Origin of the sequence: Streptomyces sp. NPDC056161 (assembly GCF_042268025.1) — a bacterium.
In the GTDB taxonomy this organism is placed as follows: domain Bacteria; phylum Actinomycetota; class Actinomycetes; order Streptomycetales; family Streptomycetaceae; genus Streptomyces.
On sequence record NZ_JBHJUV010000003.1, the window covers coordinates 190,291 to 216,355 of the forward strand.

The window sequence follows — 26,065 nt, forward strand, 5'->3', positions numbered from 1 at the left end:
GTGCAAGGTGCCGGGGAGAATGGGGGGTGTGGATCGGGCGGACAGGGAGTACGCGGAGAGCGCGGCGAGCGCGGAGCACGCAGCGAGCGCCGCCGGGCGGCGTGACGGTGGCCGGCCGGCCGCCTTCAGGAGCGCGGCGGGGGCGGTCGGCGCCGCCGCCGGGGCCGGGGCGGACGTCGGTGCGGCCGGTGCGGGTGGCACGGCGGGCGGAGCGGCAGGAGGCGTAGGCGGTGGGGCGGGCGCTGCGGGCGCGGGCACTGTGGGCGGTGGGGCGGGCGCGGGCGCGAATCTGCTCGCCCTGCGCAGTCACAACACCGCGCTCGTGCTCGACCTGCTGCGCACCGCGGGGAGCGACGGGATCAGCCGGCTGGAGCTGGCCGAGCGCACCGGGCTGACCCCGCAGGCGGTCAGCAAGATCACCGCCCGGCTGCGCGCGGAGGGGCTGGCGGCGGAGGCGGGGCGGCGCGCGTCGACCGGCGGGAAGCCGCGGACGGTGCTGCGGCTGGTGCCGGGGGCCGGGCACGCGGTGGGTGTGCACCTGGACCGGGACGAGGTGCGGGCGGTGCTCTGCGACCTCGCCGGAGCGGTGGTGGCCGAGACCCGGTCCGCACTGGATCTGGGAGGCGGGGCGGCGGCGGTCGTCGAGCGGACGGCCCGGCAGGTCGAGGAAGTACAGCCCGGCTCGCGGGGGCCGTTGCTCGGGGTCGGGGTCGCGCTGCCGGGCCCGCTGGACCACACGCGGGGTGTGCTGCACCGGGTCACCGGGTTCCCCGAGTGGGACGGATTCCCGCTGCGGGACGCGCTGGCACGGCGGCTGGGTCGGCCCGTGGTGGTCGACAAGGACACGAACGCGGCGGCGCTCGGGCTGGCGGTCGCGGGGGAGGGCGGCTCGTTCGCGTACCTGCACCTCGGTACGGGGCTCGGCGCCGGACTGGTGATCGGCGGGAGCGTGCACCGGGGCGCGCGTACCGGCGCGGGGGAGTTCGGCCACCAGGTCATCCAGCTCGACGGACCGGTGTGCACGTGCGGCGGCCGGGGATGCGTCGAGGCGCTGTGCCTGGCGGCCGTGGCCCGCGGAGACCTGGCGGAGGCGGCCCGCGTGCTGGGCGCGGGAGCGGCGAACCTGGTGGGACTGCTGGACATCGACCTCGTACTGCTGGGAGGCCGGACGGTGGCGGCGGCACCGGGGGAGTTCGTGCGGGGGGTCGAGGCCGTACTGGCGGAACGGGCCCGGCGGGAGGGGGCCCTCGGGGACGCGGTGCCGGTGCGCCTCGCCTCCGGCGGGGGCCGGGGGGTCGCGGAGGGTGCCGCGCATCTGCTGCTGGCGCCGCTGTTCGGTCGGCCGGACGGTTGAGGCCGTCCTTCTTGGCACAGGGGCACGCACGCGAGGGTCGGGTCGGTCGTGCCGCACGGAGTGGTCGGCCGGGGCGGCGTCTCGACGGGGTCTGCTCTGGGCGTGTTCTGGGCGTGTTCCGGGCCTGTTCCGGGCCTGCTCCGCCGCTGGGGCCGGGCACGGGGGCCTGCTGGTGGGCGGAAGGGGCGAGCCGCGGGCTGATGTGGGCTGCTGCGGGCTGACGCAGCGTCAAGTGTCGTACGGGGAAGCCGGGCAGGACCGTAGCCGGGTGGGGCCGTAGGTCGGGCAGGACCCTAGTCGGGCAGGACTGTTGCCGGGAAGGACTGTTGCCGTGAAGGGGCGCGGCCCGCGTACGGCCGGCACCACGCACGGTCCGCCCACCCGTCCGCCCACCCGTCCGTCCGCACGCCGCCCACGTGCACCCTGCCGATCCGCCGATCCGCCGATCCATCGGCCCGCCGACCCGCCGGCCCGCCGACCCGCGCACGATCGTGCCCTACCCGGGGTCCCCGCCCGCCGCGGCGGCGCCCGTCTGCGACGATCCCTGCGTGGACTACCCGAACGACCAGGCACCAGGCGCCCCCGTCCGCTCCGGCATCCCGGAGCACGGGCGCATCCCCAAGTACTACGCGGTGAAGGCACGGATCGCCGCACTCGTGGAGGAACTGGGGGAGGGCAGTCTCATCCCCACCGAGCGGGACCTCGCCGACCGGTTCGAGGTCGCGCGGGAGACCGTACGGCAGGCGGTGCGCGAACTGGTGCTGGAGGGACGGCTGCGGAGGCAGGGGCGGGGGACCGTCGTCGCCGGGCCCAAGCTGGCGCAGCCGCTCTCGCTGGCGAGCTACACCGAGGGCGTACGGCGGCAGGGGCGCACCCCGGGCCGTACGCTCGTCTCCCTCGACCGTTTCCCCTGCCCGGACGCGCTCGCCGCCGAGACCGGTCTGACCCGCGGTGAGCCGGTGTGGCACCTGGAGCGCGTCCTGCTCGCGGACGACGAGCGGGTCGGCCTGGAGAGCACCTATGTCGCGGTCGCGCGGGTACCGCGGCTGGACGCCGACTTCGAGCCCGACTCCTCCTTCTACGCCTACCTCCGCGAACGCGGCATCGCCTTCGGCGACGCCGACGAGCGGATCGAGACCGTACTGGCCACCCCGCGCGAGGCCCTGCTCGTCGGCACCCCGCCGGCCCTGCCGATGCTGCTGATCCACCGGGTGTCCCGGGACGGCGCGGGGCTTCCCCTGGAACGGGTGCGGAGCCTGTACCGGGGAGACCGGTTCTCCTTCACCACCCACCTCACGGGTTGAGGCCACCCACCTCACGGGTTCCTCACGGGTTGAGCCACCCGGGCGGGCCACCGTCGTCCGGCTCACTCGCCCCCCTCCCCTCAACATCACAAAAAGATAACGGGTCTAGCCCAAACTTGATAGGTCGTTCACGCTCTCGTTGTCAGCCGGACCTTTCCGGTTCCCCGATCGCGAGGAGCGTTGCCGCCGTGAGAGTGACAGTCGTAGGAGCGGGCGTGCTGGGCACCATGCACGCCTGGCAGGCAGTGGAACGTGGCCACACGGTCGTCCAGATCGAGCGGGAGGCCGAGGCGCGCGGCGCCTCGTTGCGCAACTTCGGGCAGATCTGGGTCAGCGGACGCGCGGGCGGGGACGAACTCCGCACCGCCCTGCGGGCCAGGGAGCTGTGGGAGACGATCGGCGGCCGGGTCCCCGGTCTCGGATTCCGTGCCAACGGCTCCCTCACCCCGGTCCGCGGCCCCCGGGAACTCGCCGTCGCCGAGGCCGCCGCGGCCCGGCCCGACGCGGCCGAACGCGGATACGAGCTGCTGACGCCCCGTGCGGCACGCAATCTGAATCCCGCGCTGCGCGGCGAGTTCACCGCCGCCCTGCACTGCGAGCGGGACGCCGCCGTCGAACCGCGCACCGCCCAGCTCGCCCTCCGCGCCGAGCTGTTGAAGTCCCCGCGCTACACCTTCCTGCCGGGGCGCGAGGTGCGCGAGGTCGTCGGCGCCGGCGCCGTACGGGACGACCACGAAGACGTGCACACCGCGGACGCGGTCGTGCTGTGCACCGGTGCCTGGCTGGGCGGTCTGGTGCGGGAGCTGGCCGGACCGGGACTGCCCGTGCGCCGGGTGCGGTTGCAGATGATGCAGACCGACCCGCTGGGCGAGCCGCTGCCCACCTCGGTCGCGGACGCGGACAGCTTCCGGTACTACCCGGCGTACGCCTCCCCCGCCCTGGACGAACTCAACGCCCGTCAGCCGCAGCCCGAGACGGCCGCCGCCCACCGGATGCAGCTGCTCATGGTGCAGCGCGCCGACGGCGGCCTGACCATCGGCGACACCCACGAGTACGAGCACCCCTTCGCCTTCGACACCGTCGAGGACCCCTACGACCACCTCACCTCGGTCGTCGAGTCCCTCCTCGGCCGCCCGCTGCCGAGGATCAGGCGCCGCTGGGCCGGGGTGTACGCGCAGTGCACCGACCCCGGCCGGGTCGTGCACCGGCAGCGGGTGCGCGACGGCGTGTGGCTGGTGACCGGGCCCGGCGGGCGCGGCATGACCTGCGCACCCGCGATAGCCGAGACGACCGCCGACGAACTGGGCTGGTGAGAACAGTGCCCCCGCAGACCGACCGCATCCCGCAGACCGACCAGAACCCGCAGGGCCCGCAGGCTCCGCGGAACCCGCAGCCGACCGGTGTCCGGCTCGTCGTCCTCGACATGGCCGGCACCACCGTCGCCGACGGCGGCCTCGTCGAGCTGGCCTTCGAGACCGCCGCCGGTGAACTGGGCGTCGAGCCCGGCTCCGCCGACCACGCCGAGAAGCTCGCCTACGTCCGCGCCACCATGGGCGAGTCCAAGATCTCCGTCTTCCGGCACCTGTTCGGCGACGAAAGCCGCGCCCAGCGCGCGAACGCCGCCTTCGAGAAGGCGTACGGCGACCTCGTCGACGGCGGTCGCATCGCCGAGGTGCCCGGTGCCCGCGCGGCGATCGAGCGACTGCGCGCCGACGGCCGGACCGTCGTCCTGACCACCGGCTTCGCCCGGATCACCCAGGACGCCATACTCGGCGCACTCGGCTGGCGGGACCTGGTGCCGCTGACGCTGTGCCCGGCCGACGCCGGCGGGCGCGGACGGCCGTACCCGGACATGGTCCTGGAGGCGTTCCTGCGCACCGGGGCCGCCGACGACGTACGCCAGGTCGCCGTGGTCGGCGACACCTCCTACGACGTGCTGAGCGGACTGCGCGCCGGGGCGGGCCTGGTGGCCGGGGTACGCACCGGGGCGCACGGGGACGCGGAGTTCCGGGCGGCCGGCGCCACGCACGTCCTGAACTCGGTGGCCGCACTGCCCGGCCTGCTCACGGAGGTCCGGTGAGATGGGCATCCGGTTCGATTCCGTCACGGTCGCCTACGACGGCAACGTCGTCCTCGACTCGTTCGACCTGACCGTCGAGCCCGGCGAGGTGATGGCCCTGCTCGGGCCGTCCGGCTCCGGCAAGACCACCGCGCTGCGGGCGGTCGCCGGATTCGTACGGCCCGCCTCCGGGCGGGTGTTCCTCGGCGACCGGGACGTCACGGACCTGCCGCCGCACCGGCGGGGCATCGGCATGGTCGTCCAGCAGTACGCCCTCTTCCCGCACCTGCGGGTCGCGGACAACGTGGCCTTCGGCCTGAAGGCGCGCAGGGCCGCCAGGAGCGAGATCCGCACCCGGGTCACCGAGGCGCTGGAGCTGACCGGGATGGCGGCGTACGCGCGCCGCTATCCGCGGGAGCTGTCCGGCGGACAGCAGCAGCGGGTGGCCATCGCCCGCGCCCTCGCCATCCGCCCGGACGTGCTGCTCCTCGACGAGCCGCTGTCCGCGCTCGACGCCCGGCTGCGCTCCGGGATGCTCACCGAACTCGCCCGGCTCCACCGCGAGCTGCCCGACGTCTCCATCCTGTACGTCACCCACGACCAGATGGAGGCACTGACCCTCGCCGACCGGATCGCCGTGCTGGACCAGGCCCGGCTCCAGGACGTCGGCACCCCGCTGGAGCTGTACCGGGCGCCGCGCACCGAGTTCACCGCCTCCTTCGTCGGCAACGCCAACCTGCTGCCGGTGACCGTCGGCGAGCGGGGGGTGTCCTTCGGCGGTGCCGAGATCGAGGTCGCGACCGGCGGCGCGGTGCCCGGGGCGCGGGCCACGCTGTGCGTGCGGCCCCACCTCGTCGGCCTGGGCGGCGGCCCGAACCAGCTCACCGGGACGGTCGGCGAGATCCAGTGGCGGGGCGCCACGCACCGCCTGCACGTCGACGTCGACGGGCACCGGATCATGGCGGACCTGCGGGAACTGCGCGAACCGCCCGCCCACGGCGCGTCCGTCACGCTGCACTTCGCGGCCGAGGACGCGGTGCTGCTGCCCATGGGAGCCGGCGATGACTGAGGCCGTCCGCCGGGCGCGGCCGGTCCGCGGCCGGCCGCGCAGTTCCCCGAGCGATTCCCCGAGCGATTCCCCGAGTAGTTCCCCGAGCGGTTCCCCGGGCACTTCTCCGCGGACCCTCGTGTGGACGGTCCTGCCGCCCGTCGCGCTGCTCGTCCTGTTCTTCCTCTATCCCCTCGCCCTGGTCGTCGAGCAGTCCGTGCACCCGGACAGCGGCGGCACCTCGCTCCAGCCGTACGCCGACGTCTTCGCCTCCGCGGCCTTCCGCGAGGCGCTGTGGACCACCGTGTGGCTGGCGTCGGCCGCCACCGCCGGATGCCTGGTCCTCGGGTTCGTGCTCGCGCTGGTCATCGCCTTCGTGCCGTTTCCCGGGGCCAGGGCGGTCTCCCGGTTCATCGACGTCTTCCTGTCCTTCCCGTCGTTCCTGATCACGCTGGCCCTGCTGTTCGTCTACGGCAGGGTCGGCATCGCCAACGGGGCGTGGACGGACGTCACCGGCGCCGCCGAGGGGCCCTTCCAGTTCCTCACCACCCCGTGGGGGGTGCTGCTCGCCGAGATCACGTACTTCACACCGTTCGTGATGCGCCCGCTGCTCGCCGCGTTCTCGCAGCTCGACACCGGGCAACTGGAGGTCGCCGCCAGCCTCGGCGCGCGGCCGGCCAGGATCGTACGGCAGGTCGTCCTGCCCGAGGCGCTGCCCGCGCTCGCCGCCGGCGGCAGCCTGGTCCTGGTCCTGTGCCTCAACGAGTTCGGCATCGTGCTGTTCACCGGCGCCAAGGGCGTCACCACGCTGCCGATGCTCGTCTACAGCAAGGCGATCCTGGAGTCCGACTACCCGGGCGCCTGCGCGGTCGCCGTCGTCAACGTCCTGATCTCCGTCGGCCTGTACGGCCTGTACCGGGTGGTGAGCCGCCGTGCTCGTGCATAGCCGCAAGGGCAAGTGGACCGCCTGGGCGGTGTTCTTCGTCCTCTTCCTGCCCCTGTTCGCGCTGCCGTTGCTGGTGATCCTGGCCGCGTCGTTCGCGACCAACTGGTCGAGCGTGCTGCCGTCCGGCTTCACCACCGGCAACTACACGGCCGCCACCCGCGGCGAGGCCCTCCAGGCGCTCACCACCAGCCTGCTCACCGCCGCCGGCGCGAGCCTGCTGGCCCTCGTCGTCGGCACCTGGGCCGCCCTCGCGGGCACCGCCCTCGGCCGGCGCCTGCGCACCGTGCTCGACGCCCTGTTCGTGCTCCCGGTCGCCGTCCCCTCCGTGGTGGTCGGCCTGGCGATCCTGGTCGCCTTCTCCCAGCCGCCGATCCTGCTCAACGGCACCCGGTGGATCGTCTTCCTCGCGCACACCGTGCTGGTCACGGCGTTCGCCTACCAGTCCGTCGCGGCGGCCCTGACCCGCCTCGACCCGGCCTACGAACAGGCGGCGGCCTCGCTCGGAGCGGGCCCGGCGTATGTGCTGTGGCGGGTGAGACTCCCGCTGCTGCTGCCCTCGCTGACCGCCGCCACCGGCCTCTGCTTCGCCCTGTCCATGGGCGAACTGAGCGCCACGATGATGCTCTATCCGCCCGACTGGACCACGCTTCCGGTCCTGATCCACTCGGCCACCGACCGCGGCGCCCTGTTCGCCGGCTCCGCCCTGGCGGTCGTCCTGATGGCGGCGACGCTGCTCGTCCTGCTCGTCATCGCCCGCATCCGCACCCGAGCCTCGTTCCGCTGATCCGGCTCACCCCCTCCCGTCGCGCATCCCCCGCTTCCCCGCAAGGAGTTCAGTCCGCCATGCCCAAGAACGGCGCCAAGCTCGCCCTCGTCCTCGCGCTGTGCGCGACCCCGCTGCTCGCCGCCTGCTCCGGCACCTCCACCGGCTCCGACGCCAAGGAGGTCACCGTCTACAGCGCCGACGGCCTCAAGGGCGAGAACGGCGACGGCTGGTACGACAAGATCTTCAAGGACTTCCAGCAGCAGACCGGCATCAAGGTCAACTACGTCGAGGGCGGCTCCGGCGAGGTCGTCCAGCGCGCCCTGCGCGAGAAGAGCAACCCGCAGGCCGACGTGCTGGTCACCCTCCCGCCGTTCATCCAGCAGGCCGACGGCAAGGGACTGCTCCAGAAGTACGCCCCGCAGGGCTCCGACCAGGTCGGCGGCGCCGACAAGGCGACCGACGGCACCTGGACCTCCGTCGTCAACAACTACTTCGGGTTCATCTACGACAAGAAGGAGCTGAAGCAGGCCCCCACCACCTGGGAGCAACTGCTCGACGGCAGCTACAAGAACAAGCTCCAGTACTCCACCCCGGGCGTCGCCGGCGACGGAACCGCCGTCCTGATCAAGGCCATGCACGACTTCGGCGGCAAGGACGCGGCCCTCGCCTACCTGAAGAAGCTCCAGGCCAACAACGTCGGCCCGTCCGCCTCCACCGGCAAGCTCGCCCCCAAGGTGGACAAGGGCGAACTGCTCGTCGCCAACGGCGACGTGCAGATGAACTACGCGCAGTCCAAGACCATGCCCAACCTCGGCATCTGGTTCCCCGCCGGGCCGGGCGGCAAGCCCACCACCTTCGCCCTGCCGTACGCGGCCGGCCTCGTCACCAAGGCCCCGCACTCCGACAACGGCAGGAAGCTCCTCGACTTCATGCTGGGCCGGCAGGCCCAGCGGGAGGTCAGCGAGGTCGGCGGCGGCTTCAGCGCCCGCCAGGACGTCAAGGCCGTCGACGCCGACGCCATCGCCCTGACCAAGATCATGGACGGGGTCGAGGTGTTCGAGCCGGACTGGGCCGACATCGAGCAGAACCTGACGTCGTACGTCGAGGACTGGAAGTCCGCCACCGGCAGCTGACCCCCTCCGCCCGGCAACACGCCCCGCAGGCCCACGACTTCACCCGAGCAGGGGCCCCACGGCCCCGCTCGGGCGGGCCGCACGGAGCCCCTCCGCGCGGCCGGCCCGGTCCGCAAGGTCCAGCCCACCGTGTCCGACGACCCCGACGACCCCGACGACTTCGACGCGCTGCGCCCGCAGTTGCAGACCCGCGTGGACGAGACCGGCATCGGCGCCGCCGTGGTCGGCTTCACCCACACCCCGCCGAGCGGCTGGTCCGTCGACAACTCCGCGATGGGCACCGGCGGGGTCACCGAGTGGCGTGGCTGGTCCTTCACCACCGACGAGTTCTGGACCGCGGCCCAGCGCGACCAGGAACGCGAGTCCAACGTGCGGGCCCGGGGCGTCTTCGCGGTGGCCGACGGCGACGAGTGGAACGACAGGACCGTCTCCGGCACCTTCGACTCCACCCTCGTCAGCCCCGCCCACCCGGTCACCGGAGGCCGCACCGCCACCTTCACCTACACCACCTACTACCGCCAGGAGGCCCCGCAGAAGGGCGAGGTCCTGGTGTCCTACGACGGCGCCGCCCCGGTCACGGTGAAGACCTACACGGCCGACGTGCCCTCCCGCACCGAGACCGTCACCCTCCAGGTCCCGGCCGGCGCCACCACCGCCCGCATCCGCTTCCGGTACACCGGCGGCAACAACTGGTACTGGGTGCTCGACGCGGTACGCCTCACCCAGCCCTGACCCCGCCCCGACCAGTTCCCCGCGCCCCAAAAAGGGGCGCGGGGCCCGATCCCCACGCGGCTCCCCGCGCGGGCGCGACCGGCCCTGACGCTCTCGCGGACGACGTCGCACCTTTCCTGGTCGCCCTTGAGGGGCGCGAGGAACTGCGCGACCGGCCTCGACGCTCTCGCGGACGGAATCGCACCTTTCCCGGTCACCTCAAGGGGGCGCGGGGAACTGCGCGACCGGCCCCGATGCTCTCGCGGACGGAATCGCACCTTTCCCGGTCACCTCAAGGGGGCGCGGGGAACTGCGCGACCGGCCCCGATGCTCCCGCGGACGGAATCGCACCTTTCCCGGTCACCTCAAGGGGGCGCGGGGAACTGCGCGACCGGCCCCGACGCCCCCGCGGACGACAACGCACCCATCCCGGTCACCCCAGTGGAACGCTTACGCTGGGGTCGTCGGCACGCCGTCGTTCCGCCACCCCCGCCCAGAAAACCCACACGCATGCCAGGAGACCGAAGCACATGGCAGACAGCAGGCCCATCGAGTCCTGGCTCACCGACATGGACGGTGTGCTCGTCCACGAGGGAATCCCGATCCCCGGCGCCGACGCCTTCCTGAAGAAACTGCGCGAGTCCGGCCGCCCGTTCCTGGTCCTCACCAACAACTCGATCCAGACCCCGCGCGACCTGCACGCCCGGCTCGGCCGCATGGGCCTGGACGTGCCCGTCGCCAACATCTGGACCTCCGCGCTGGCCACCGCCCAGTTCCTCGACGACCAGCGCCCCGGCGGCAGCGCGTACGTCATCGGCGAGGCCGGCCTGACCACCGCCCTGCACGACATCGGGTACATACTCACCGACCAGGAGCCCGACTACGTGGTGCTGGGCGAGACCCGCACCTACTCCTTCGAGGCCATGACCAGGGCGGTGCGGCTCATTCTCGGCGGGGCCCGGTTCATCTGCACCAACCCGGACGAGACCGGCCCGTCCACCGAGGGCCCGCTGCCCGCCACCGGCGCCGTCGCCGCACTGATCACCAAGGCCACCGGCAAGAAGCCGTACTTCGCGGGCAAGCCGAACCCGCTGATGATGCGCACGGGGCTGAACGCGATCGGCGCCCACTCCGAGACCAGCGCCATGATCGGCGACCGCATGGACACCGATGTGCTGGCCGGCATGGAGGCCGGGATGCGGACGTACCTGGTGCTCACCGGCCTGACCAGGCCCGAGCACGTAGAGGACTTCCCGTACCGGCCGTCCGAGGTGGTGGACTCGATCGCGGACCTCGTCGACCATATCTGAAACCTTTGTGACCCGAACGGAGCAGGCGGACGCCGCCGAGGATGCGGGCCGACGGCTGCCGGGGGAGCCTCCAGATATCTGGAGGTTTCACGATGGGCTCACTACCCCTCACTCTCGGTACAGGAATCCTTGTCGTCGCCGTGCTCACCCCGTCGGCGTACGCGGCGGACGGCGGGGTCTCGGTGGCCCCGTCCGCCCCCGCCCCCGGCGGGGACGTGGCCGTGCGGGTCAGCGGCTGCGACGCGCGGACCGGCACCGCGGTCTCCGACGCGTTCGCCGCCGACGGCACCCTCAGCGGTCCGGACGGCACGCTGGGCGGCCGGAGCCGGATCAGCCAGGCGGCCTCGCCCGGCCCCTATGACATCCGGGTCACCTGCGGCGACACCCAGCTCACCGGCACGGTCACGGTGACCGGCGCCGACTCCGGCGCCGCACCACCGACCGCCGTCCCCACCGCTCCCCCCTCCTCCGCATCCCCCGCCACTCCTCCCTCCCCCGCATCCCCGGTGTCCCCGGTATCCCCTGCCGCCTCCGGCACCCCGGCCGACGTGGGCGCCGAGGACACCGCCTACTTCGCCTCCGTGGACACCCACCCGACCGGTCCCGGCCTCGCGCAGGCGATCATCGGGCTCGTCCTGGTCGGCGTCGCCGCGGTCGCCGTGGGGCTGCGCAGCGCCCGTCGCAAGCGTGACGGCAAGGACTGAGAGCGCCGCCCGCCATGTCAGACCGCGTACGAACCACCGGGGCCGGCCGACTGGTCACCGGCATCGCCTGGGCGCTGCTGCTGCTCGGGCTGTGGCTGTGGGGCCGCGAGGCCGCCGACGTACCGCCGGGGGTCTTCGCCCCCGCGACGGGCGACATGGCCGCGGTGGGACGCCCCGCGGGGGCCGAACTCCCGCCGCAGGCCGAGCCGTTGCCGGACGCGCCGCCGCAGCGCCTGGAGATCCCCGGGCTCGGGGTGCGGGCGTCCGTCGTGGACGGCGGCCCGGCCGGGCGGGACGCGGTCGGCCCGCCGTCCTGCCCCCAGCCGTCCGGGTCGGTGGCCTGGCACGGAGGCGGAATCGAACCGGGAGCGGCCGGGGCGGCCGTCCTGGTGGGCGCCGCGGACACCGGGACCGGGACCGCCGTCTTCCACCGGGTCGGCGCGATGCGGCCGGGCGAACAGGTCCGGGTGGCCCGCGCCGACGGCACGGTCGCCGAGTTCACCGTGGACGACGTGCGGGTGCTTCCCCGCGACCACTTCGACACGGGGCAGGCGTACGGGCCGCGCCGGGCCGGCCGTGCCGAACTGCGGCTGGTCACCTGCGGCGACTTCGACCGGGCCGGCGACGACTACCCGGCGAACGTGGTGGTGTCGGCGTATCTGACCGGAACCGGCCGCTGAGACGCTGATCGTGTCCCCCACCACCACCTGGCCCGGTCGGCGGCCAACTCCCCCCGAAGCCGCCGGCCGGGCCGGTCCTCTACCGCGGACGCCAGGGCTGCGGGAGTGGCCCGGCGATCGGCGCGGGAGGCCGGTGGAAACCACGGTGGACGCACAGCCGGCCGGGGACTGGGGCCGCCTGAACCCACTCTGGAAAGAAACTCTAGACGGCGAGGACGCCCCGGCCTAGGGAGAGTTGACGCCAAGTCCCGCACCGGTGGCTCTCCGTCATCCCCACAGGTGGCCGGATGCCGGCGCCGCAGCCGGCGCCGACCGGACGGCGCTGCTTGTCCTGTACGACATCCCGCACCGCGACTGCGGCCAGTGCTCGCGGGGCGGCGCCGCCGACGGCGCCGCCTACCGCGCCTGGCTCTGCGGCGTCGCCCGGGGCATCGGCGACCGGGCGGCGACGGTCGTCCTGGAACCGGACGACGTACGGCCACCACGTCGGCGCGTGCGGACATGGAGCGGTGACCTTCCGGTTGCTCGTGCCCCTCGGCATCCGCTCCCGGGCGGGGCCCCTCTCCCCGCCGTCCGGCAACCGGTTGCCTTCCCCCCCAAGTGCCGTGAATCGGCGGCAGCTTGAACAACCGGGTTTCTACGGTGCTCCGCGTGATCGCAAGACGCTAAACGCGGTGTCTACCGGTCATACGCGCTCATTGTGGCGCGTACAGGGATCCTGTGGACGTGTCGTGACGGCGGTGGACAGGCGGGCGCGGATGTTGTCGAAGTGGTCTCTTATGGCCTGTTCCGCCCGTGCGGCGTCGCCGGAGCGGACCGCGTCCAGGATCTCCCGGTGCTGGTGGCAGGTGACCCGCGGATCCTGCGGCACGTCCACCAGGTCCCGCTGGACGCGGTGGAAGACGTCCCAGAACGCCTCCAGCACCTCGCTCAGCAGGACGTTGTCCAGCCCTCGGTAGAGGGCGGCGTGGAAGGCCCGGTCGGTCTCGGCGAGGCCGGCCCCGTGTTCGGCCCGCTCGTCCATCCGGTCGACGAGCGCGGCCAGCTCCGCCAGGTCGGCCGCGGGGAGCCGCCCGGCCAGCCGGGAGACCAGGCCCGCCTCCATGGCCTCGCGCAGTTCGAGCAGTTGGACCAGGGAGTCCTCGCCCCGGTGGTGCCCGGCGACCGTGCGGAAGGTGAGGCCCTCGACCATGGGGGCGAGGGACATCGGGCCGACGTAGGTGCCGAAGCCGTGCCGGATCTCCACGATGCCCATCGCCTGGAGGGCCTTCAGCGCCTCCCGCACCGAGTTCCGGCTCGCGCCGAGGAACTCCATCAGCTCGGGCTCGGTCGGCAGCGGCGCGCCGGAGGGCAGTCGTCGGTCGACGATGAGCTTCTTGATCCGCTCCTGGAGATCTCGGGCTGGCATGGGCAGAGGGTATCCGGCCAGGCTGTCGAGAGATCCCTCGTCCGTGTGAACAGTCGACTCGGCCGACGAGTCGGAGCGCCGTGCGCGTCTTGTGTGCCGGGTGGGCGTGATATGAGGCGTGTCCGCTGCGCCGGGCGGACGTGATGATGGGCGCGTCCGCGGCTGACTCGATGCGCGTCCGCGGCTGACCTCGATGCGGGGTCCCTTGCGGGGTGGTGGTGGAGGGGAGTGCCGATGGGGGAGGAGGGCGGAGGGCGGGATGGAGAAGAGTGCCCGAGGAACGCGAACGGGCGCCCTCGGATATCGAGGACGCCCAGGTCAGCGTGGTGCTGCGATGATGCTGTGGTGGTGCGCCGCCAGGGACTCGAACCCCGGACCCGCTGATTAAGAGTCAGCTGCTCTAACCAACTGAGCTAGCGGCGCCCGCTGACGCGAGAACTCTACCCGACCTCCAGGTGTGCTCCCGACCACGACCGGACGGCGCGGGGGTGCCCAGGGGGCGTACATCATTCGGACCGTCAACATGCGCGCCGCGACGACAGTTGAGAAACTGATCAATGTGCACAGATGCGGACATTTCACCCCGGGATGGGAGAGGGATCGCATGGCGACTCCGGTATTCGAGGAATTCGATCCCGCGAGCGACTGCGACTGTCCGGGATGCGTTCACTGGCGGCGGGTGAGCCCGCGTTCCCTGCCCGGCCGGCTCGGCGGGCACCCGGCCTCCCGGCGGGCCCTGGTCGTGGCCGCCGCCACGTCGGCCGCCCTCGCCGCGGGCCACCAGGCGTCCGCCCTCGCCGTACCGCCCGCCCCGCCGGGCCCGCACCGCGCGGGGCTGCCGGCCGGCCCGGAGCCCGGCACCCCGCAGGGCGGGAAGGGGCCGCTGCACGGCGGGGGCGGCGCGTCCGTCCCGCCGGCCCAGCCGCGCGTGCTCACCCGTACGGAGATCATCAACCGCGCCAAGACCTGGGTCGACGCCAAGGTGCCGTACAGCATGTCCAAGTTCTGGTCCGACGGTTACCGCCAGGACTGCTCGGGCTTCGTCTCGATGGCCTGGGGGTTGCCGCGCAACGAGTGGACGGGCAGCCTCGGCGGATTCGGCGTGAAGATCAAGAAGGCGGACCTGCAACCCGGCGACATCCTGCTGTTCCACAACGCCGCCGACCCCGAGAAGGGCTCGCACGTCGTCATCTTCGGCGGCTGGACGGACTACACGCACACCTACTACACCGCCTACGAGCAGACGCCCCCGCACACGCGCAGGCTGGCCACCCCGTACGCCTACTGGAGCCAGTCCGACAAGTACGTCCCCTACCGCTACAAGAGCCTCAAGGCGGGCGCGGCCGGTGCCGAACCGGGCGCCGCGCTCAAGGCCGGGCCGTTCCCGGGGGCCGCGTACTTCGGACCCGGGGCGGAGAACAAGTACGTCACCCAGCTCGGCGCGCTGCTGACCGCCCGCGGCGGCGCGGCCTACTACACCGAGAGCCCCGGGCCGCGGTGGTCGGACGCGGACCGACGGGCGACCCAGGCGTTCCAGCGGGCCCAGGGCTGGAACGGCGCGGACGCGGACGGGCTGCCCGGACCGCGCACCTGGGAGCTGCTGGCCGGCGGGAAGGGCAAGGACATCCGGACGGCCCCGGCCGGCGTACCCGCCTCGCACGGCGTGCCCGGCTACCCCGGCCGGAACATGTTCCGGCCGGGCGCGGACAACCTGTACGTCACCCGGCTGGGGCAGCGGTTGGTCGAGAAGGGGTACGGCCGCTTCTACGCCACCGGGCCGGGACCGCGTTGGGGCGAGGCGGACCGGCGGGCCGTCGAGGCGTTCCAGCGCGCCCAGGGCTGGCGGGGCGGCGCGGCGGACGGCTGCCCGGGTCCGGAGACCTGGCGGCGCCTGTTCCGCTAGGCCACCACACCGTCCCGTACCGTCCCGCCCTGGCCCACCCCGTCCGGCCCCGTCCTGCCTGCCCGTCCCCGTCCTGTCCCGCTCTGTCCTGTCCTGTTCCGTTTCTGTCACTCACTCACCTGTCATGACGCATCTGGCGCGGAGGCTGGAGGCACGCATGAGTACGACGACGTCACACACGCCCGAATCGGAGGGACCCGTCGAGGGGCCGTCCCGCCCGGTCCGGCTGATCCAGAACGAGGCGACCACCGAGATCCCCGTCCACCTGCTGTTCCGCGACGACCCCGACCCGGTGTCGGTACCGCCCAAGCCGGCGGTGGTGGCCCGCCGTCAGGGCACCGGCGAGCAGCCGCGGCTCAGGCGTCCGGGGCCGGCGCGGGCCCGGACGGTGCCCCAGACCGACCCCGGACTCGCGGAGTGCCCGGCGCGGGTGCTGCCCGGGATCGCGGGGGTGCTCGCCGGTCTGGGCGGGGTGGCCGGGTGTCTGGCCACCTCCTGGTGGGCGGGGGCGCTGCCGCGGTTCACGGTGACGGCGCTGGGGCTGCCGGGGGCCGCGGACGCGGGGCCGGGTCCGGCCCAGTGGGCGGCGTACGCGGGCGCCGGGGCGCTCGGCGCGCTGGGCTTCGCCGGCCTCGCCCGGGGCACGGCCGGCCGGGCCTGCGTGCTCGCCCTGTTCGGCCGCTACCAGGGAACGGTGCGGCGCACCGGTCTGCTGTGGGTCAACCCGCTGCTGCGGCGCCGCCGGGTCGACGTGCGGCTGCGGCACTGGCGCAGCGAGCCGATGCCGGCCGCCGACGGCCACGGGGTCGCGCTGCGGGTGGTCGTCCTGGTGGTGTGGCGGGTGCGGGACACCGCGCGGGCCGTGCTGGGCGTGGCGGACCACGAGGCGTATCTGCGGGACTGTGTCGAGGCGGCGCTGGCCCGGGTGCCGGTGAACATGCCGGGCGGGGCACGGGGTGCGGTGGACGCGGCCGGGGAGGCGCTGACCCGGCTGGTGGCGGCGGACGCGGTGGGCATCGGACTTGAGGTGTTCTCGGTGCAGCCGGTGCGGGCCGAGTACGCGCCCGAGGTCGCCGCGGCGATGCACCGGCGCCGGGTCGCGGCGCTGGACGCGCAGCAGCGTTCCTCCATGCTCACCTCGGTCGTGGACTCGGTGGAGGACACGGTGACCCGGCTGACCATGCGCGGGCTCGTCGAACTCGACGACTACGAGCGCAAGGTGCTGGTGCGGGACCTGACGGTGGCCTTCTGTTCGGGCCGTACGGAGTCCGCACCGTGATTGGTATGGACATGTTCAACTGATGGCAATAATCTGAGACTTGGTCTAGACCTGCACGGCTCACTGAAACTCCCCCACGTTCTCCAGGAGCGGCAGCATGCGCACACAGACCAAGTTGTCCGCCGTCGTGGTGGGTCTGGCCACCGCCGGAGCCTTCGCGCTCTCCTCCGGCGGGGCCAGCGGCCACGGCTACACGGACCTCCCCATCAGCAGGCAGAAGCTCTGCCAGAACGGAACGGTGGCGAACTGCGGCAGCATCCAGTGGGAGCCGCAGAGCGTCGAGGGTCCGAAGGGCTTCCCGGCCGGCGGTCCCGCCGACGGCCAGCTCTGCAACGGCGGGCTGGGGCAGTTCGCCCAGCTCAGCTCACCGACCCAGCCGTCCGGCGCGGCCTGGCCGACCACCAAGGTGACGGGCGGACAGAGCTACACCTTCCGCTGGCAGTTCACCGCGCGGCACGCCACGACGGACTTCCGTTACTACGTCACCAAGCAGGGCTGGAACCAGAACCACGCTCTGGCCCGCTCGGACCTCAACACCACACCGTTCCTGACGGTGCCCTACAACAACCAGCAGCCGCCGGCCACGCTGTCGCACAGCGGCACCCTGCCCAGCGGGCTGAGCGGACACCACGTCATCCTCGCGGTCTGGACGATCGCCGACACGGGCAACGCGTTCTACGCCTGCTCGGACGTCACGTTCTGATCCCGTCCGGGTGAGGCCCGCGTGCGCCGGCGCGGCGGCGTCCGACGCGCGCGGGTCGAGGTACCGAGCCGGAGAACCGGCGCCGGTGGGCGGAACCGGTCCACCGAGGAGGTCGGTCCACCGGGGACGTCGGTTCACCGAGGAGGTCGGTCCACCGGGGAGGTCGGTCCACCGGGGAGGTCGGTTCACCGGGGACGTCGGTTCACTTCACCGGGGATCCCGGTTCACTGAGGACGCCGCGACCGGGAAGTCGAAGTACGTGTCCGGGTACGGCTCGTCGTCGAGGGTGTAGTGCCACCACTCCACCGGAAGATTCGTGAATCCGGCCGCTTCCATGGCGGTCTTCAGTTTCAACCGGTTCGCGCGGGGCGTGCCGGTCACGCGGGGGTCGAGCGTGTTCGCCAGGGTGTCGAAGCAGTCGTACCCGGTGCCCATGTCGACGGAGTTGTCGGGAAACCGCTCGTCCTGGCCCGCGTAGCACGGCACCAGGGGCCGGCCCGGCACGTAGGGCGGCGTGGCCTTCGCCGGCAGCTTGACGATGGTCAGGTCCATGGTGCTGCCCCGGCTGTGTCCGGACCGCTCGGCGATGTATCCGTCGGTGAACAGGTCCTCCTTGTCCTCGTCGGGGTAGAACTCGGCCTTCATCGCCTGGTCGTCGAGGTCCTGGGCCCAGGCGACGAAGTGGTCGACGGCGCGTTGCGGGCGGTAGCAGTCGTAGACCTTCAGGGAATAACCCGTTCTGAGCAGTTTCTCCTGCACCGTGTGCAGTGCCTGGGCCGCCGGCCTGGTGAGGATGCACATCGGCTGCACATACCCGTCGACGGGCTCCCCGACGAAATTGTGCGGGGTGGCGTACCGGATCTCCTGGATGATGCCGGGGTCCACCGAGCCGAGCGCCACGAAGCCGGGCGCGGCCCCGCTGTCGTCGGCGACGGCCCGGTTCCCCGGCAGGACGAGGAGCGAGGCCGCCGACAGGGTGACGACGGACAGCATGCGAAACCTGACGGAGCGCTGGTTGTTCTGCATGCCTGTGCTATATCAGCGGCACGCCGCGCCGAGGGAGCCCCGGGAAGTCCACGTCCGACAACCCTCCACATCTGACGATAGGTCAGCTACCGTGCCCGCCCATGGAGTCCAACGGGCGTACGGTGGCGGAGCTGGTCGCGGCGCGCTGGGGTGACCGGCGGCCCGGACTGTGGTTCGAGGAGACGGTGCTGAGCCACCACGAGGTCGCGGCCGGCGCCGCCGCCCGCGCCGCGCTCCTCGCCGACCTGCTGCCGGCCGGCGCCGAACCGCACGTCGGCGTGCTGCTCGACAACACCCCGGAGTTCCCGCAGTGGCTGGCCGCCGCCGCCCTCGCGGGCGCCGCGGTCGCCGGGATCAACCCCACCCGGCGGGGCCCCGAACTGGCCCGCGACATCCTGCACACCGCATGCCCGGTGCTGGTCACCGAACGGGCCCAGCTGCCGCTCCTGGACGGCCTCGACCTGCCCGGCGTACGGCTGCTGGTCACCGACACCCCGGACTACGCCGACCTGCTCGCCCCGTACGCCGACGCCGAACCCGACCCCGCTCGGGCCGCCCCCGGCGACCGCGTCCTGCTCTACTTCACCTCCGGCTCCACCGGCGCCCCCAAGGCCGCGATCTGCACCCAGGGCAGGCTGACCGCCGCCGGACGCTCCCTCGTCGACCAGTTCGGCCTCGGCCCGGACGGCGTGCACTACATCTGCATGCCCCTCTTCCACGGCAACGCGGTGATCGCCGACTGGGCGCCCGCACTGGCGGCCGGCGCCGGGGTGGCGCTGCGCCGGCGGTTCACCGCGTCGGGCTTCCTGCCGGACGTGCGCCGGTTCCGGGCGACGTACTTCACCTATGTCGGACGGGCCGTGCAGTACGTCCTCGCCACCGAGCCCCGGCCGGACGACGCGGACAACCCGCTGCGGCTGGGCTTCGGCACCGAGGCCGGGGCGGTCGAGGCGGCGGCCTTCGAGCGGCGGTTCGGGGTGCGGCTGGTGGAGGGGTACGGCTCCTCCGAGGGCGGCGCGGCGGTGCAGTGGACGCCGGGCACACCCGCCGGGGCGGTGGGACGCGGGGCACCCGGACTGGCCGTCCTCGACCCGGACAGCGGCGCGGAGTGCCCACCCGCCCGTTTCGACGGGGCCGGCCGGCTGCTCAACGGCGAGGAGGCGATAGGCGAGCTGGTCAACCGGGGACCGAACCCCTTCGAGGGCTACTGGCGCAATCCGGCCGCGGAGGCCGAGCGGCGGCGCGGGGGCTGGTACTGGACCGGCGACCTGTTCTGCCGCGACGCCGACGGCTACCTCTACTTCGCCGGCCGCGCCGACGACCGGCTGCGGGTCGACAGCGAGAACCTGGCCGCCGCGATGATCGAGAACATCCTCGCCCGCTACCCGGGCGCCGAGGCCGTCGCCGTCTACGCGGTGCCCGACCCGGTCACCGGCGACCAGGTGATGGCGGCCGTCTCCGGCACCTTCGACCCGGCCGGCTTCGCCGACTTCCTCGCGGCCCAGCCGGACCTCGGGACCAAGATGGCGCCCCGGTTCGTCCGGCTGGTGGAGCGGATGCCGGTCACCGCCACGAACAAGATCCACCGGGCCGGGCTGCGCCGCGAGGGGCTGCGGTGTGCCGATCCGGTGTGGTGGCGGCCACCGGGCGAACGGGCGTACCGGAGGCTGACCGCACAGGACGCCGAAGGGCCCCTCGTCGCGACGAGAGGCCCTTCACCGATGTGCGCCGCCAGGGACTCGAACCCCGGACCCGCTGATTAAGAGTCAGCTGCTCTAACCAACTGAGCTAGCGGCGCCTGACTCCCGCCACCCACTGCTTCCGGGCGGCGACGAAGAAAATACTACCTGGTCCGAGGGGGTGCTCCGGACCATCCCGGGACCCCGCCCGCGCTGGGGCCCGCACCACGGGCGCCCGACCACGGGTGCCCGACCACGGGTGCCCGACCACGGGTGCCCGAGCCCGGCAGGCGACGCCGCCCGCCAGGACACTAGATGGCGAGCGAGAGCAGCACCGGGGCCGCGCCGCGGTTCAGGGTGTCCGCGGCCTGCCGCAACCGGTGCGCGTGCGCCACCGGCAGGGACAGCGCGAGACAGCCCACCGAGGAGCCCGCCGTGATCGGGACCGCCGCGCAGACCGTGCCGACCGCGTACTCCTGGAGGTCCAGGACGGGCATGGTCGGCGGCTGGGACTCCAGACGCGACAGCAGCTGCCGGTCGCTGGTGATGGTGCGCGAGGTGAGCCGGGCCATCTTGTGCCGGGCGAGGTGGTCGCGGCGGGCGTCGTGGTCGAGCTGGGTCAGCAGGCTCTTGCCGAGCGCCGTCGCGTGCGCGGAGGAGCGGAAGTCCACCCACTCGTTGACCGCGGGCGTGGCCGGACCGTCCGCGTACTGGGTGATCCTGACCTCGCCGTCGACGTACCGGCTCAGATAGACCGCCGCGCCGACCGAGTCGCGCAGCCTGACCAGCATGTGCTGGAGCTTCTCGCGCAGCGCCCCCTCGCGGTCGTGCGCGGAGCCGAGACGGCGCAGGGTCTCACCGGTCACATAGGCACCGCCGGCGACCTGTGCGACGTACCCCTCGCGGCGCAGCATGCGCAGCAGCGCGGTCAGCCGCTCGGGGCCCAGGCCGGTCCGGCGGGCCAGTTCGGCGTCGGTGACGCCGGTGGTGTGCCGTGCCACCGTCTCCAGGACGCGCAGGGCGTCCTGGGCCGAGTGGTACGGGGCGGTCGGCTCGTTCAGCAGCGCCACAGTGGTCCCCCCTCTGCTCGCTCTCAGTGCCGCAATCCGGACAGCGGATCGTTTCCACGATAACCGGCAAGAGCCCGGTACGGAGGGGGCGTTCGCGAGATCACCGGGCCCCTGACCGGGGCGTCGACGCGTAGGCATATGCCCACGTCATTTCCCGGCCGGTGACCAGCCGTGATGCCCCCCTCACCTGCTGCAATTGCAGCGCCGTTCGAGGGAAAAATCCCGGTCACAGGACTGCGCTCAGAAACTCCCGTGTGCGGTCCTGCTCGGGGGCGCTGAAGATCTTCTCCGGCGTCCCCGCCTCGATGATCCGGCCCGAGTCGAACATCAGGACCTGGTCGGAGATGTCCCGGGCGAAGCCCATCTCGTGGGTCACGCACAGCATCGTGATGTCCGTGCTGCGCGCGATGTCCCGCAGCAGGTCAAGGACGCCCGCGACCAGCTCGGGGTCGAGCGCCGAGGTCACCTCGTCCAGCAGCAGCACCTGCGGCCGCATGGCCAGCGCCCGCGCGATCGCCACCCGCTGCTGCTGCCCGCCGGAGAGCTGGGACGGGCGCATGTCGCACTTGTCGCTGAGGCCGACCAGCTCCAGCAGCTCGCGGGCCCGCGCCGCCGCCTCGTCCTTGGCCAGGCCGAGCACAGTGACCGGCGCCTCCATGATGTTGCGCAGCACCGTCATGTTCGGGAACAGATTGAACTGCTGGAACACCATCCCGATCTTCTTGCGGACCTCGCGGACCTCCTTCTCGGTGGCCGGGAACAGCTGCTGCCCGGCCACCGTGATCGTGCCCTCGTCCGGTTCGGCCAGCGTCATCAGCAGCCGCAGGATCGTGGTCTTGCCGGAACCGGACGGACCGATCAGGGTGACGTGCCGGCCCGCCTCGACGGACAGGTCGAGCCCGTCGAGGACGGTGTGCTCCCCGAACCGCTTGGTCACCCCCTCCATCCGGACGAGCCGGGTCGGACCGCTCTCGTCGGTGGCCGGTTCTTGCTTACGGGTCTCAACGGACAAGGCGACGCTCCAGGGTGCGCAGAAGAAGGGAGGCCAGATAGGAGATGACGATGAAGGCCACGCCGATCACCGTCACCGGCTCGGTGAACTGGAAGCGCTGCTGGGAGAAGAGACGCGCCTGCCCCAGCATCTCCAGCACGGTGATCGTCATCAGGATGGGCGTGTCCTTGAGCATCGAGATGACGTAGTTGCCCAGCGGCGGCACCACCCGGCGGACCGCCTGCGGCAGGATCACCGCCGTCCAGGTGCGCAGCACCGGCAGGTTCAACGCGGTCGCGGCCTCCCACTGGCCGACGGGCACGGCCTCGATGCCGGCCCGGTAGACCTGCATCGTGTACGTCGAGTAGTGCAGCCCGATCGCGAAGACACCGGTGGTCAGCGCGGAGAAGGCCACGCCCCACTCGGGCAGCACGTAGAAGAGGAAGAACAGCTGCACCAGCAGCGGGGTGTTGCGGACGAACTCCGTCACCAACCCCACCGGCCAGCGCACCCACCGGGTGGGCGTCCGCATCAGCAGCGCCCACACCAGGCCCAGGCTGAACGAGAGCAGTGAGCCGAGCGCCAGCGCCTGAAGGGTCACCAGCAGTCCGTCCCAGAAGTGCGGCATGAAGTCGCTGACGGCGTTCCAGTCCCAGGTCATGCGGCACCTCCGTCCGCGGCGCCGACACCGGTCGTCTGCGCCCGCTTGGCCGCACGCGCCGCCTGCTCGGTCCCGGGATCCTTGCCGACCCCGGCCTTCAGCCGCTTCTCCAGCGCCCGCATCAGCCGGGTGATCACGAAGGCGATCACGAAGTAGATCAGCAGCACGTACGTGTAGACCTCCGCGCTCTGCTGGAGCGCCAGCCGCACCAGGTTGGCGCTGAACGCCAGATCACCCATGCCCATGACGGACACCAGCGCGGTGCCCTTGAGCAGTTCGACGACCAGGTTGCAGAAGGTCGGGATCATCTCCGGCACCGCCTGCGGCAGCAGGATCAGCCGCAGCCGCTGCCAGGGCGTGAAGCTGAGGGCGATACCGCCCTCCTGCTGCGCCGCGTCGACCGAGTTCAGCGCTCCGCGCACGATCTCCGAGCCGTACGCGCCGTAGGTGAGCCCGAGCGCCAGGGTGCCCGCCCACAGCGGCATCAGCTGCCAGCCGAAGGCGATCGGCAGCACGAAGAACACCCAGAAGATCATCACCAGCGCCGAGGTGCCACGGAACACCTCGGTGTAGAGACCGGCGACGAAACGGACGATCCACAGCCGGTGGGTGCGCGCGATACCGACGGCGAAGGAGACCGCGCCGGCCAGCAGCGCGCTGAGGACCAGGAGCTGGATGGTCGTCCAGACTCCCTTGAGTACGAGTTCCCAGAGCCCGGTGGTCATCCGCCGCACAGCTCCTTCGCGGTGAGGTCGGTCATCTCGTCCTTCGTGAACCCGAACGGCCGCAGGATGCGGAACAGCTCGCCGCTCTGCTTCAGCTTGTGCAGTTCGGTGTTGAAGGCGTCCCGGAGCTTCGTCTCGGTGGGCCGGAAGGCGAACGCGCCGCCGTCCACGTGCGGTTTGCCGTCCACGAGTGGGGCGAAGGCCGCGGTGGACTCCGCCTTCGCGGACTTCTTCACCACCTCGCGGGTGGTCAGGGCGGTCCCGGCGAACACGTCGACGCGCCCGGCCTCGACCGCGTTCAGCCCGGCCACCTGGTCCGGGACGATCAGGATGTCGCCCTTTTCGTACCCGGCGTCGACCGCGTACTGGATCTCGGCGTATCCGGTCCCGGTCGCGAATGTGGCCTTCTTGGCGACGACGTCCTTGTAGTCGTGCAGCCCTTTCGGATTTCCCTTGCGCACGATGAAGGAATCGAGCATCTGGTAGTCGGGATCGGCGAAGATCACCTGTGCGCAGCGCTCGGGATTCACATACATCCCGGCCGCCACGACATCGAACTGCTGTGAATTCAGCCCAGGGATCAGCGATCCGAACTCGGTCGGCACCGGCTGCACGGTGTCCACACCGAGCCGTTTGAAGACGGCCTTCGCCAACTCCGGCGCCTCACCGGTCAGCTTGCCGTCCTTGTCGATGTAGCCGAAGGGTATTTCCCCCGCGATCCCGAGCCGTACGACGCCCTGCGCCCGCAGCCGGTCCAGCAGATCACCGCCGTTCGTCGTGGACGCCGTGGCCACGCGCGAGCAGCCCGCCGTACCCAGCGCCCCGAGCGCCGCGACGCCCGCGAGCACCGCCCGTCGGCTGTGTCCGTGTTCGTGACCGGTCGGGTGTACGCCGTTCCCAAGTGGTGGAGCCATGGCGGCGCGGCTACCCGGGACCACACGAGTTATGCCCCCGGGATCGCCCGACGGATTCCACGACCACCCGATGGCCACCCGATTCCAGGCCCTTTCGCTGGTCGCGCGGACGTTTGCGGTCAGGACCCGGTTTCCCGGGGCCCCGCGCCGACCGCCCGTACCGCGGTATTACGACGTACCACCGTGATCCAGTGACATTTATCACGGGAAATGCGGGCAAAAGTATCACGGGAAATGCGGGCAAAAGCGGGACGCACGGTGTGGCCGCGCGGTGCACGGCCTCGAAGCCACTCCGGAGAACCAGAGGGAGCGGAAAACACCTGTCGGTGCGTCCCGTGTCGCCCGCTCGGGTGCATGCCGGAGCGGTCAGTGACCCGGCACGTACCCGCGTTTCTTGTCGACCACGTTCACCAGGGACCTGCCCGCCGCCCACCGCTCGTACTGCTCCACGAACTGCGCGCCGAGTTCGTCCCGCCAGCCGACCGTGTCACCGCTCATGTGCGGGGAGACGATCAGCCCGGGTGCCCGCCACAGCGGGCTCTCGGGCGCGAGCGGCTCGGTGGCGAACACGTCCAGGGCCGCGCCCGCGATCCAGCGCTTGGACAGCGCCTCGACGAGCGCGTCCTCGACGACCAACTGTCCGCGGCCGACGTTGACGAAGTGCGCCGAGGGCTGCATCACACCGAAGCGCCGGGCGTCGAACATGCCGCGCGTCTGCTCGGTCAGCGGCGCCGCCGCGATCACCCAGTCCGCGCGCGACATCAGCCGGTCCAGGTCGTCGGGGCCGTGGATGCCGGTGCGCGGTACGCGCCCGACGACCGCCGACGTCACCTCCAGCGCCTTGAGCGTGCGGGCGATCGTCCGGCCGATGGGCCCCGCGCCGACCACGCACGCGCGCGTACCGGCCAGCCGCCGGGCCTCGCGGTGCCGCCAGGTCCGCTGCCGCTGGAGGTCCAGGGTGCGCGGCAGGTCCTTGGCGATGGCCAGCACGAGCGCCGCCACGTACTCGGCGACGGGCCGGTCGAAGATCCCGCGCGCGTTGGTCACCACGGTGTCCGACCCGACCAGCTCCGGGCACAGCAGGTGGTCGACGCCCGCGCTCGCCGTGTGCACCCAGCGCGGGCGCGGACCGCCGCCCGGCCAGGCCGCGCGGACCGCGTGCGAGGTGAAGTCCCAGACCAGCAGGACGTCCGCCGTGGGCAGCAGCCCGGCGAGCGTGTTCTCGTCCGCGTGCACGACGCGGGCCCGGCCGGTGAGCCGGCCGAGGCGGGGCAGGGGGTCGGCGTCGAGGACGAGGAGCGTCGGTACGGGCGTCGGTACGGGCGTCGGCAAACCGTTCCTCCGGATTCCGGTGCGGGAGACAGGACGGGCGGAAGACAGGACGGGCGGAAGACAGGACGGGCGGGAGACAGGACGGGCGAGGCAGGACAGCAGGAACGGCATGGAACACGGTCTGACATGCACGGATTGACCACGCTCGCACCGGAACCCGCCCTCGTCAACACGGCGGCGACCGGACGCCGTTGCGCTCCCGGTGCCCCGGTCCGCGGACCGGTGGCCACCATGACCGCCTCCCTCGCCACCGGCGCTGCCCCGGCCCTGCCCCTGCCCTCCACCGGCGCTGCCCCGGCCCTCTTCCGGCCGGACGGTCGTCGCGGCCCGGCGGTGATCCGGCGGTGATCCGCCGTCCG

At 72.5% G+C, this 26,065-nt stretch carries 23 protein-coding genes, 2 tRNA genes and 3 pseudogenes; 18 read left to right on the top strand and 10 right to left on the bottom strand.

The features are described 5' to 3' along the window. Window positions 1-259: 259 nt before the first annotated feature. From ACFC09_RS04550 to ACFC09_RS04610, 13 genes and pseudogenes are all read left to right on the top strand, one after another. Complete coding sequence (locus tag ACFC09_RS04550) at window positions 260-1,354, top strand: ROK family protein (RefSeq protein ID WP_376524111.1); 1,095 nt, start codon at window positions 260-262, stop codon at window positions 1,352-1,354. 548 nt (window positions 1,355-1,902) lie between these two features. Further along, window positions 1,903-2,658, top strand: a complete 756-nt coding sequence (locus ACFC09_RS04555; protein WP_376523911.1) for a GntR family transcriptional regulator — start codon at window positions 1,903-1,905, stop codon at window positions 2,656-2,658. Between the two features lie 188 nt (window positions 2,659-2,846). Next, entirely contained in the window at window positions 2,847-3,971 is a 1,125-nt protein-coding gene (locus tag ACFC09_RS04560; protein WP_376523912.1) for a TIGR03364 family FAD-dependent oxidoreductase, read from the top strand. A 26-nt stretch (window positions 3,972-3,997) separates the two neighbouring features. After that, window positions 3,998-4,738 (top strand): HAD family hydrolase, encoded by a 741-nt coding sequence (locus ACFC09_RS04565; RefSeq protein WP_376524112.1) that lies wholly within the window; start codon window positions 3,998-4,000, stop codon window positions 4,736-4,738. A gap of 1 nt (window position 4,739) precedes the next feature. After that, a complete protein-coding gene (locus tag ACFC09_RS04570) occupies window positions 4,740-5,786 on the top strand; it encodes an ABC transporter ATP-binding protein (RefSeq protein ID WP_376523913.1) in 1,047 nt (348 codons plus the stop codon). Next, window positions 5,779-6,711 (top strand): 2-aminoethylphosphonate ABC transporter permease subunit, encoded by a 933-nt coding sequence (locus tag ACFC09_RS04575; RefSeq protein WP_376523914.1) that lies wholly within the window; start codon window positions 5,779-5,781, stop codon window positions 6,709-6,711. The genes ACFC09_RS04570 and ACFC09_RS04575 overlap by 8 nt, the downstream gene beginning before the upstream one ends. Further along, a complete protein-coding gene (locus tag ACFC09_RS04580; protein ID WP_376523916.1) occupies window positions 6,698-7,495 on the top strand; it encodes an ABC transporter permease in 798 nt (265 codons plus the stop codon). The genes ACFC09_RS04575 and ACFC09_RS04580 overlap by 14 nt, the downstream gene beginning before the upstream one ends. 59 nt (window positions 7,496-7,554) lie before the next feature. Further along, on the top strand, window positions 7,555-8,610 hold the full coding sequence (locus tag ACFC09_RS04585) for a 2-aminoethylphosphonate ABC transporter substrate-binding protein (protein ID WP_376523917.1): 1,056 nt from the start codon (window positions 7,555-7,557) through the stop codon (window positions 8,608-8,610). A 153-nt stretch (window positions 8,611-8,763) separates the two neighbouring features. Next, window positions 8,764-9,342: pseudogene (locus tag ACFC09_RS04590) on the top strand (nucleotide pyrophosphatase); the annotation flags it as partial. A 509-nt stretch (window positions 9,343-9,851) separates the two neighbouring features. Beyond that, the gene (locus ACFC09_RS04595; RefSeq protein ID WP_376523918.1) at window positions 9,852-10,631 is read left to right on the top strand and encodes an HAD-IIA family hydrolase; all 780 of its coding nucleotides are present in this window, start codon (window positions 9,852-9,854) and stop codon (window positions 10,629-10,631) included. Between the two features lie 92 nt (window positions 10,632-10,723). Further along, a complete protein-coding gene (locus tag ACFC09_RS04600; protein WP_376523920.1) occupies window positions 10,724-11,335 on the top strand; it encodes a hypothetical protein in 612 nt (203 codons plus the stop codon). A gap of 14 nt (window positions 11,336-11,349) precedes the next feature. Then, the gene (locus ACFC09_RS04605) at window positions 11,350-12,015 is read left to right on the top strand and encodes a sortase domain-bontaining protein (RefSeq protein ID WP_376523922.1); all 666 of its coding nucleotides are present in this window, start codon (window positions 11,350-11,352) and stop codon (window positions 12,013-12,015) included. A gap of 295 nt (window positions 12,016-12,310) precedes the next feature. Beyond that, a pseudogene (locus tag ACFC09_RS04610) lies at window positions 12,311-12,484 on the top strand (glycoside hydrolase family 6 protein); the annotation flags it as partial. Window positions 12,485-12,700: 216 nt separating this feature from the next. Here ACFC09_RS04610 and ACFC09_RS04615 read toward each other — a convergent pair. Further along, window positions 12,701-13,423 carry a FadR/GntR family transcriptional regulator gene (locus ACFC09_RS04615; RefSeq protein WP_376523924.1) on the bottom strand — a complete coding sequence of 241 codons (723 nt, stop codon included), beginning with the start codon at window positions 13,421-13,423 and terminating at the stop codon, window positions 12,701-12,703. A 346-nt stretch (window positions 13,424-13,769) separates the two neighbouring features. After that, window positions 13,770-13,846, bottom strand: a tRNA-Lys gene (locus ACFC09_RS04620). Window positions 13,847-14,027: 181 nt separating this feature from the next. Between ACFC09_RS04620 and ACFC09_RS04625 the strand changes: the two genes are divergently transcribed. The 3 genes from ACFC09_RS04625 (at window position 14,028) to ACFC09_RS04635 (ending at window position 17,308) form a co-directional block, all read left to right on the top strand. Continuing rightward, window positions 14,028-15,326, top strand: a complete 1,299-nt coding sequence (locus ACFC09_RS04625) for a peptidoglycan-binding protein (protein ID WP_376523926.1) — start codon at window positions 14,028-14,030, stop codon at window positions 15,324-15,326. Between the two features lie 157 nt (window positions 15,327-15,483). Then, the gene (locus ACFC09_RS04630; protein ID WP_376523927.1) at window positions 15,484-16,605 is read left to right on the top strand and encodes an SPFH domain-containing protein; all 1,122 of its coding nucleotides are present in this window, start codon (window positions 15,484-15,486) and stop codon (window positions 16,603-16,605) included. A gap of 97 nt (window positions 16,606-16,702) precedes the next feature. Beyond that, window positions 16,703-17,308: a lytic polysaccharide monooxygenase gene (locus ACFC09_RS04635; protein WP_376523929.1), complete on the top strand. Its 606-nt coding sequence runs from the start codon at window positions 16,703-16,705 to the stop codon at window positions 17,306-17,308. Between the two features lie 207 nt (window positions 17,309-17,515). Here ACFC09_RS04635 and ACFC09_RS04640 read toward each other — a convergent pair whose 3' ends face one another. Then, window positions 17,516-18,334: a M15 family metallopeptidase gene (locus tag ACFC09_RS04640; protein WP_376523930.1), complete on the bottom strand. Its 819-nt coding sequence runs from the start codon at window positions 18,332-18,334 to the stop codon at window positions 17,516-17,518. A 101-nt stretch (window positions 18,335-18,435) separates the two neighbouring features. Here ACFC09_RS04640 and ACFC09_RS04645 point away from each other — a divergent pair. Then, window positions 18,436-20,093 (top strand): annotated as a pseudogene (locus tag ACFC09_RS04645) (AMP-binding protein). Here ACFC09_RS04645 and ACFC09_RS04650 read toward each other — a convergent pair. The 7 genes from ACFC09_RS04650 to ACFC09_RS04680 form a co-directional block, all read right to left on the bottom strand. Next, window positions 20,059-20,132, bottom strand: a tRNA-Lys gene (locus tag ACFC09_RS04650). The pseudogene ACFC09_RS04645 and the gene ACFC09_RS04650 sit on opposite strands and share 35 nt — an antisense overlap. Window positions 20,133-20,324: 192 nt before the next feature. After that, window positions 20,325-21,083, bottom strand: coding sequence for an IclR family transcriptional regulator (locus tag ACFC09_RS04655; protein WP_376523931.1), 759 nt, complete (start codon window positions 21,081-21,083; stop codon window positions 20,325-20,327). Between the two features lie 226 nt (window positions 21,084-21,309). Beyond that, complete coding sequence (gene ehuA / locus ACFC09_RS04660) at window positions 21,310-22,029, bottom strand: ectoine/hydroxyectoine ABC transporter ATP-binding protein EhuA (RefSeq protein ID WP_376524114.1); 720 nt, start codon at window positions 22,027-22,029, stop codon at window positions 21,310-21,312. A gap of 55 nt (window positions 22,030-22,084) precedes the next feature. Continuing rightward, on the bottom strand, window positions 22,085-22,735 hold the full coding sequence (ehuD, locus tag ACFC09_RS04665; RefSeq protein ID WP_376523933.1) for an ectoine/hydroxyectoine ABC transporter permease subunit EhuD: 651 nt from the start codon (window positions 22,733-22,735) through the stop codon (window positions 22,085-22,087). After that, entirely contained in the window at window positions 22,732-23,460 is a 729-nt protein-coding gene (gene ehuC / locus ACFC09_RS04670; protein ID WP_376523935.1) for an ectoine/hydroxyectoine ABC transporter permease subunit EhuC, read from the bottom strand. Before ehuC ends, ehuD begins: the two co-directional genes overlap by 4 nt. Next, window positions 23,457-24,374 (bottom strand): ectoine/hydroxyectoine ABC transporter substrate-binding protein EhuB, encoded by a 918-nt coding sequence (ehuB, locus tag ACFC09_RS04675; protein ID WP_376523937.1) that lies wholly within the window; start codon window positions 24,372-24,374, stop codon window positions 23,457-23,459. The genes ehuC and ehuB overlap by 4 nt, the downstream gene beginning before the upstream one ends. A gap of 366 nt (window positions 24,375-24,740) precedes the next feature. After that, on the bottom strand, window positions 24,741-25,706 hold the full coding sequence (locus ACFC09_RS04680) for a D-2-hydroxyacid dehydrogenase (RefSeq protein WP_376523938.1): 966 nt from the start codon (window positions 25,704-25,706) through the stop codon (window positions 24,741-24,743). 126 nt (window positions 25,707-25,832) lie between these two features. Here ACFC09_RS04680 and ACFC09_RS04685 point away from each other — a divergent pair, with 126 nt between their 5' ends. Next, window positions 25,833-26,054 (top strand): hypothetical protein, encoded by a 222-nt coding sequence (locus tag ACFC09_RS04685; protein WP_376523940.1) that lies wholly within the window; start codon window positions 25,833-25,835, stop codon window positions 26,052-26,054. Window positions 26,055-26,065: the final 11 nt, after the last annotated feature.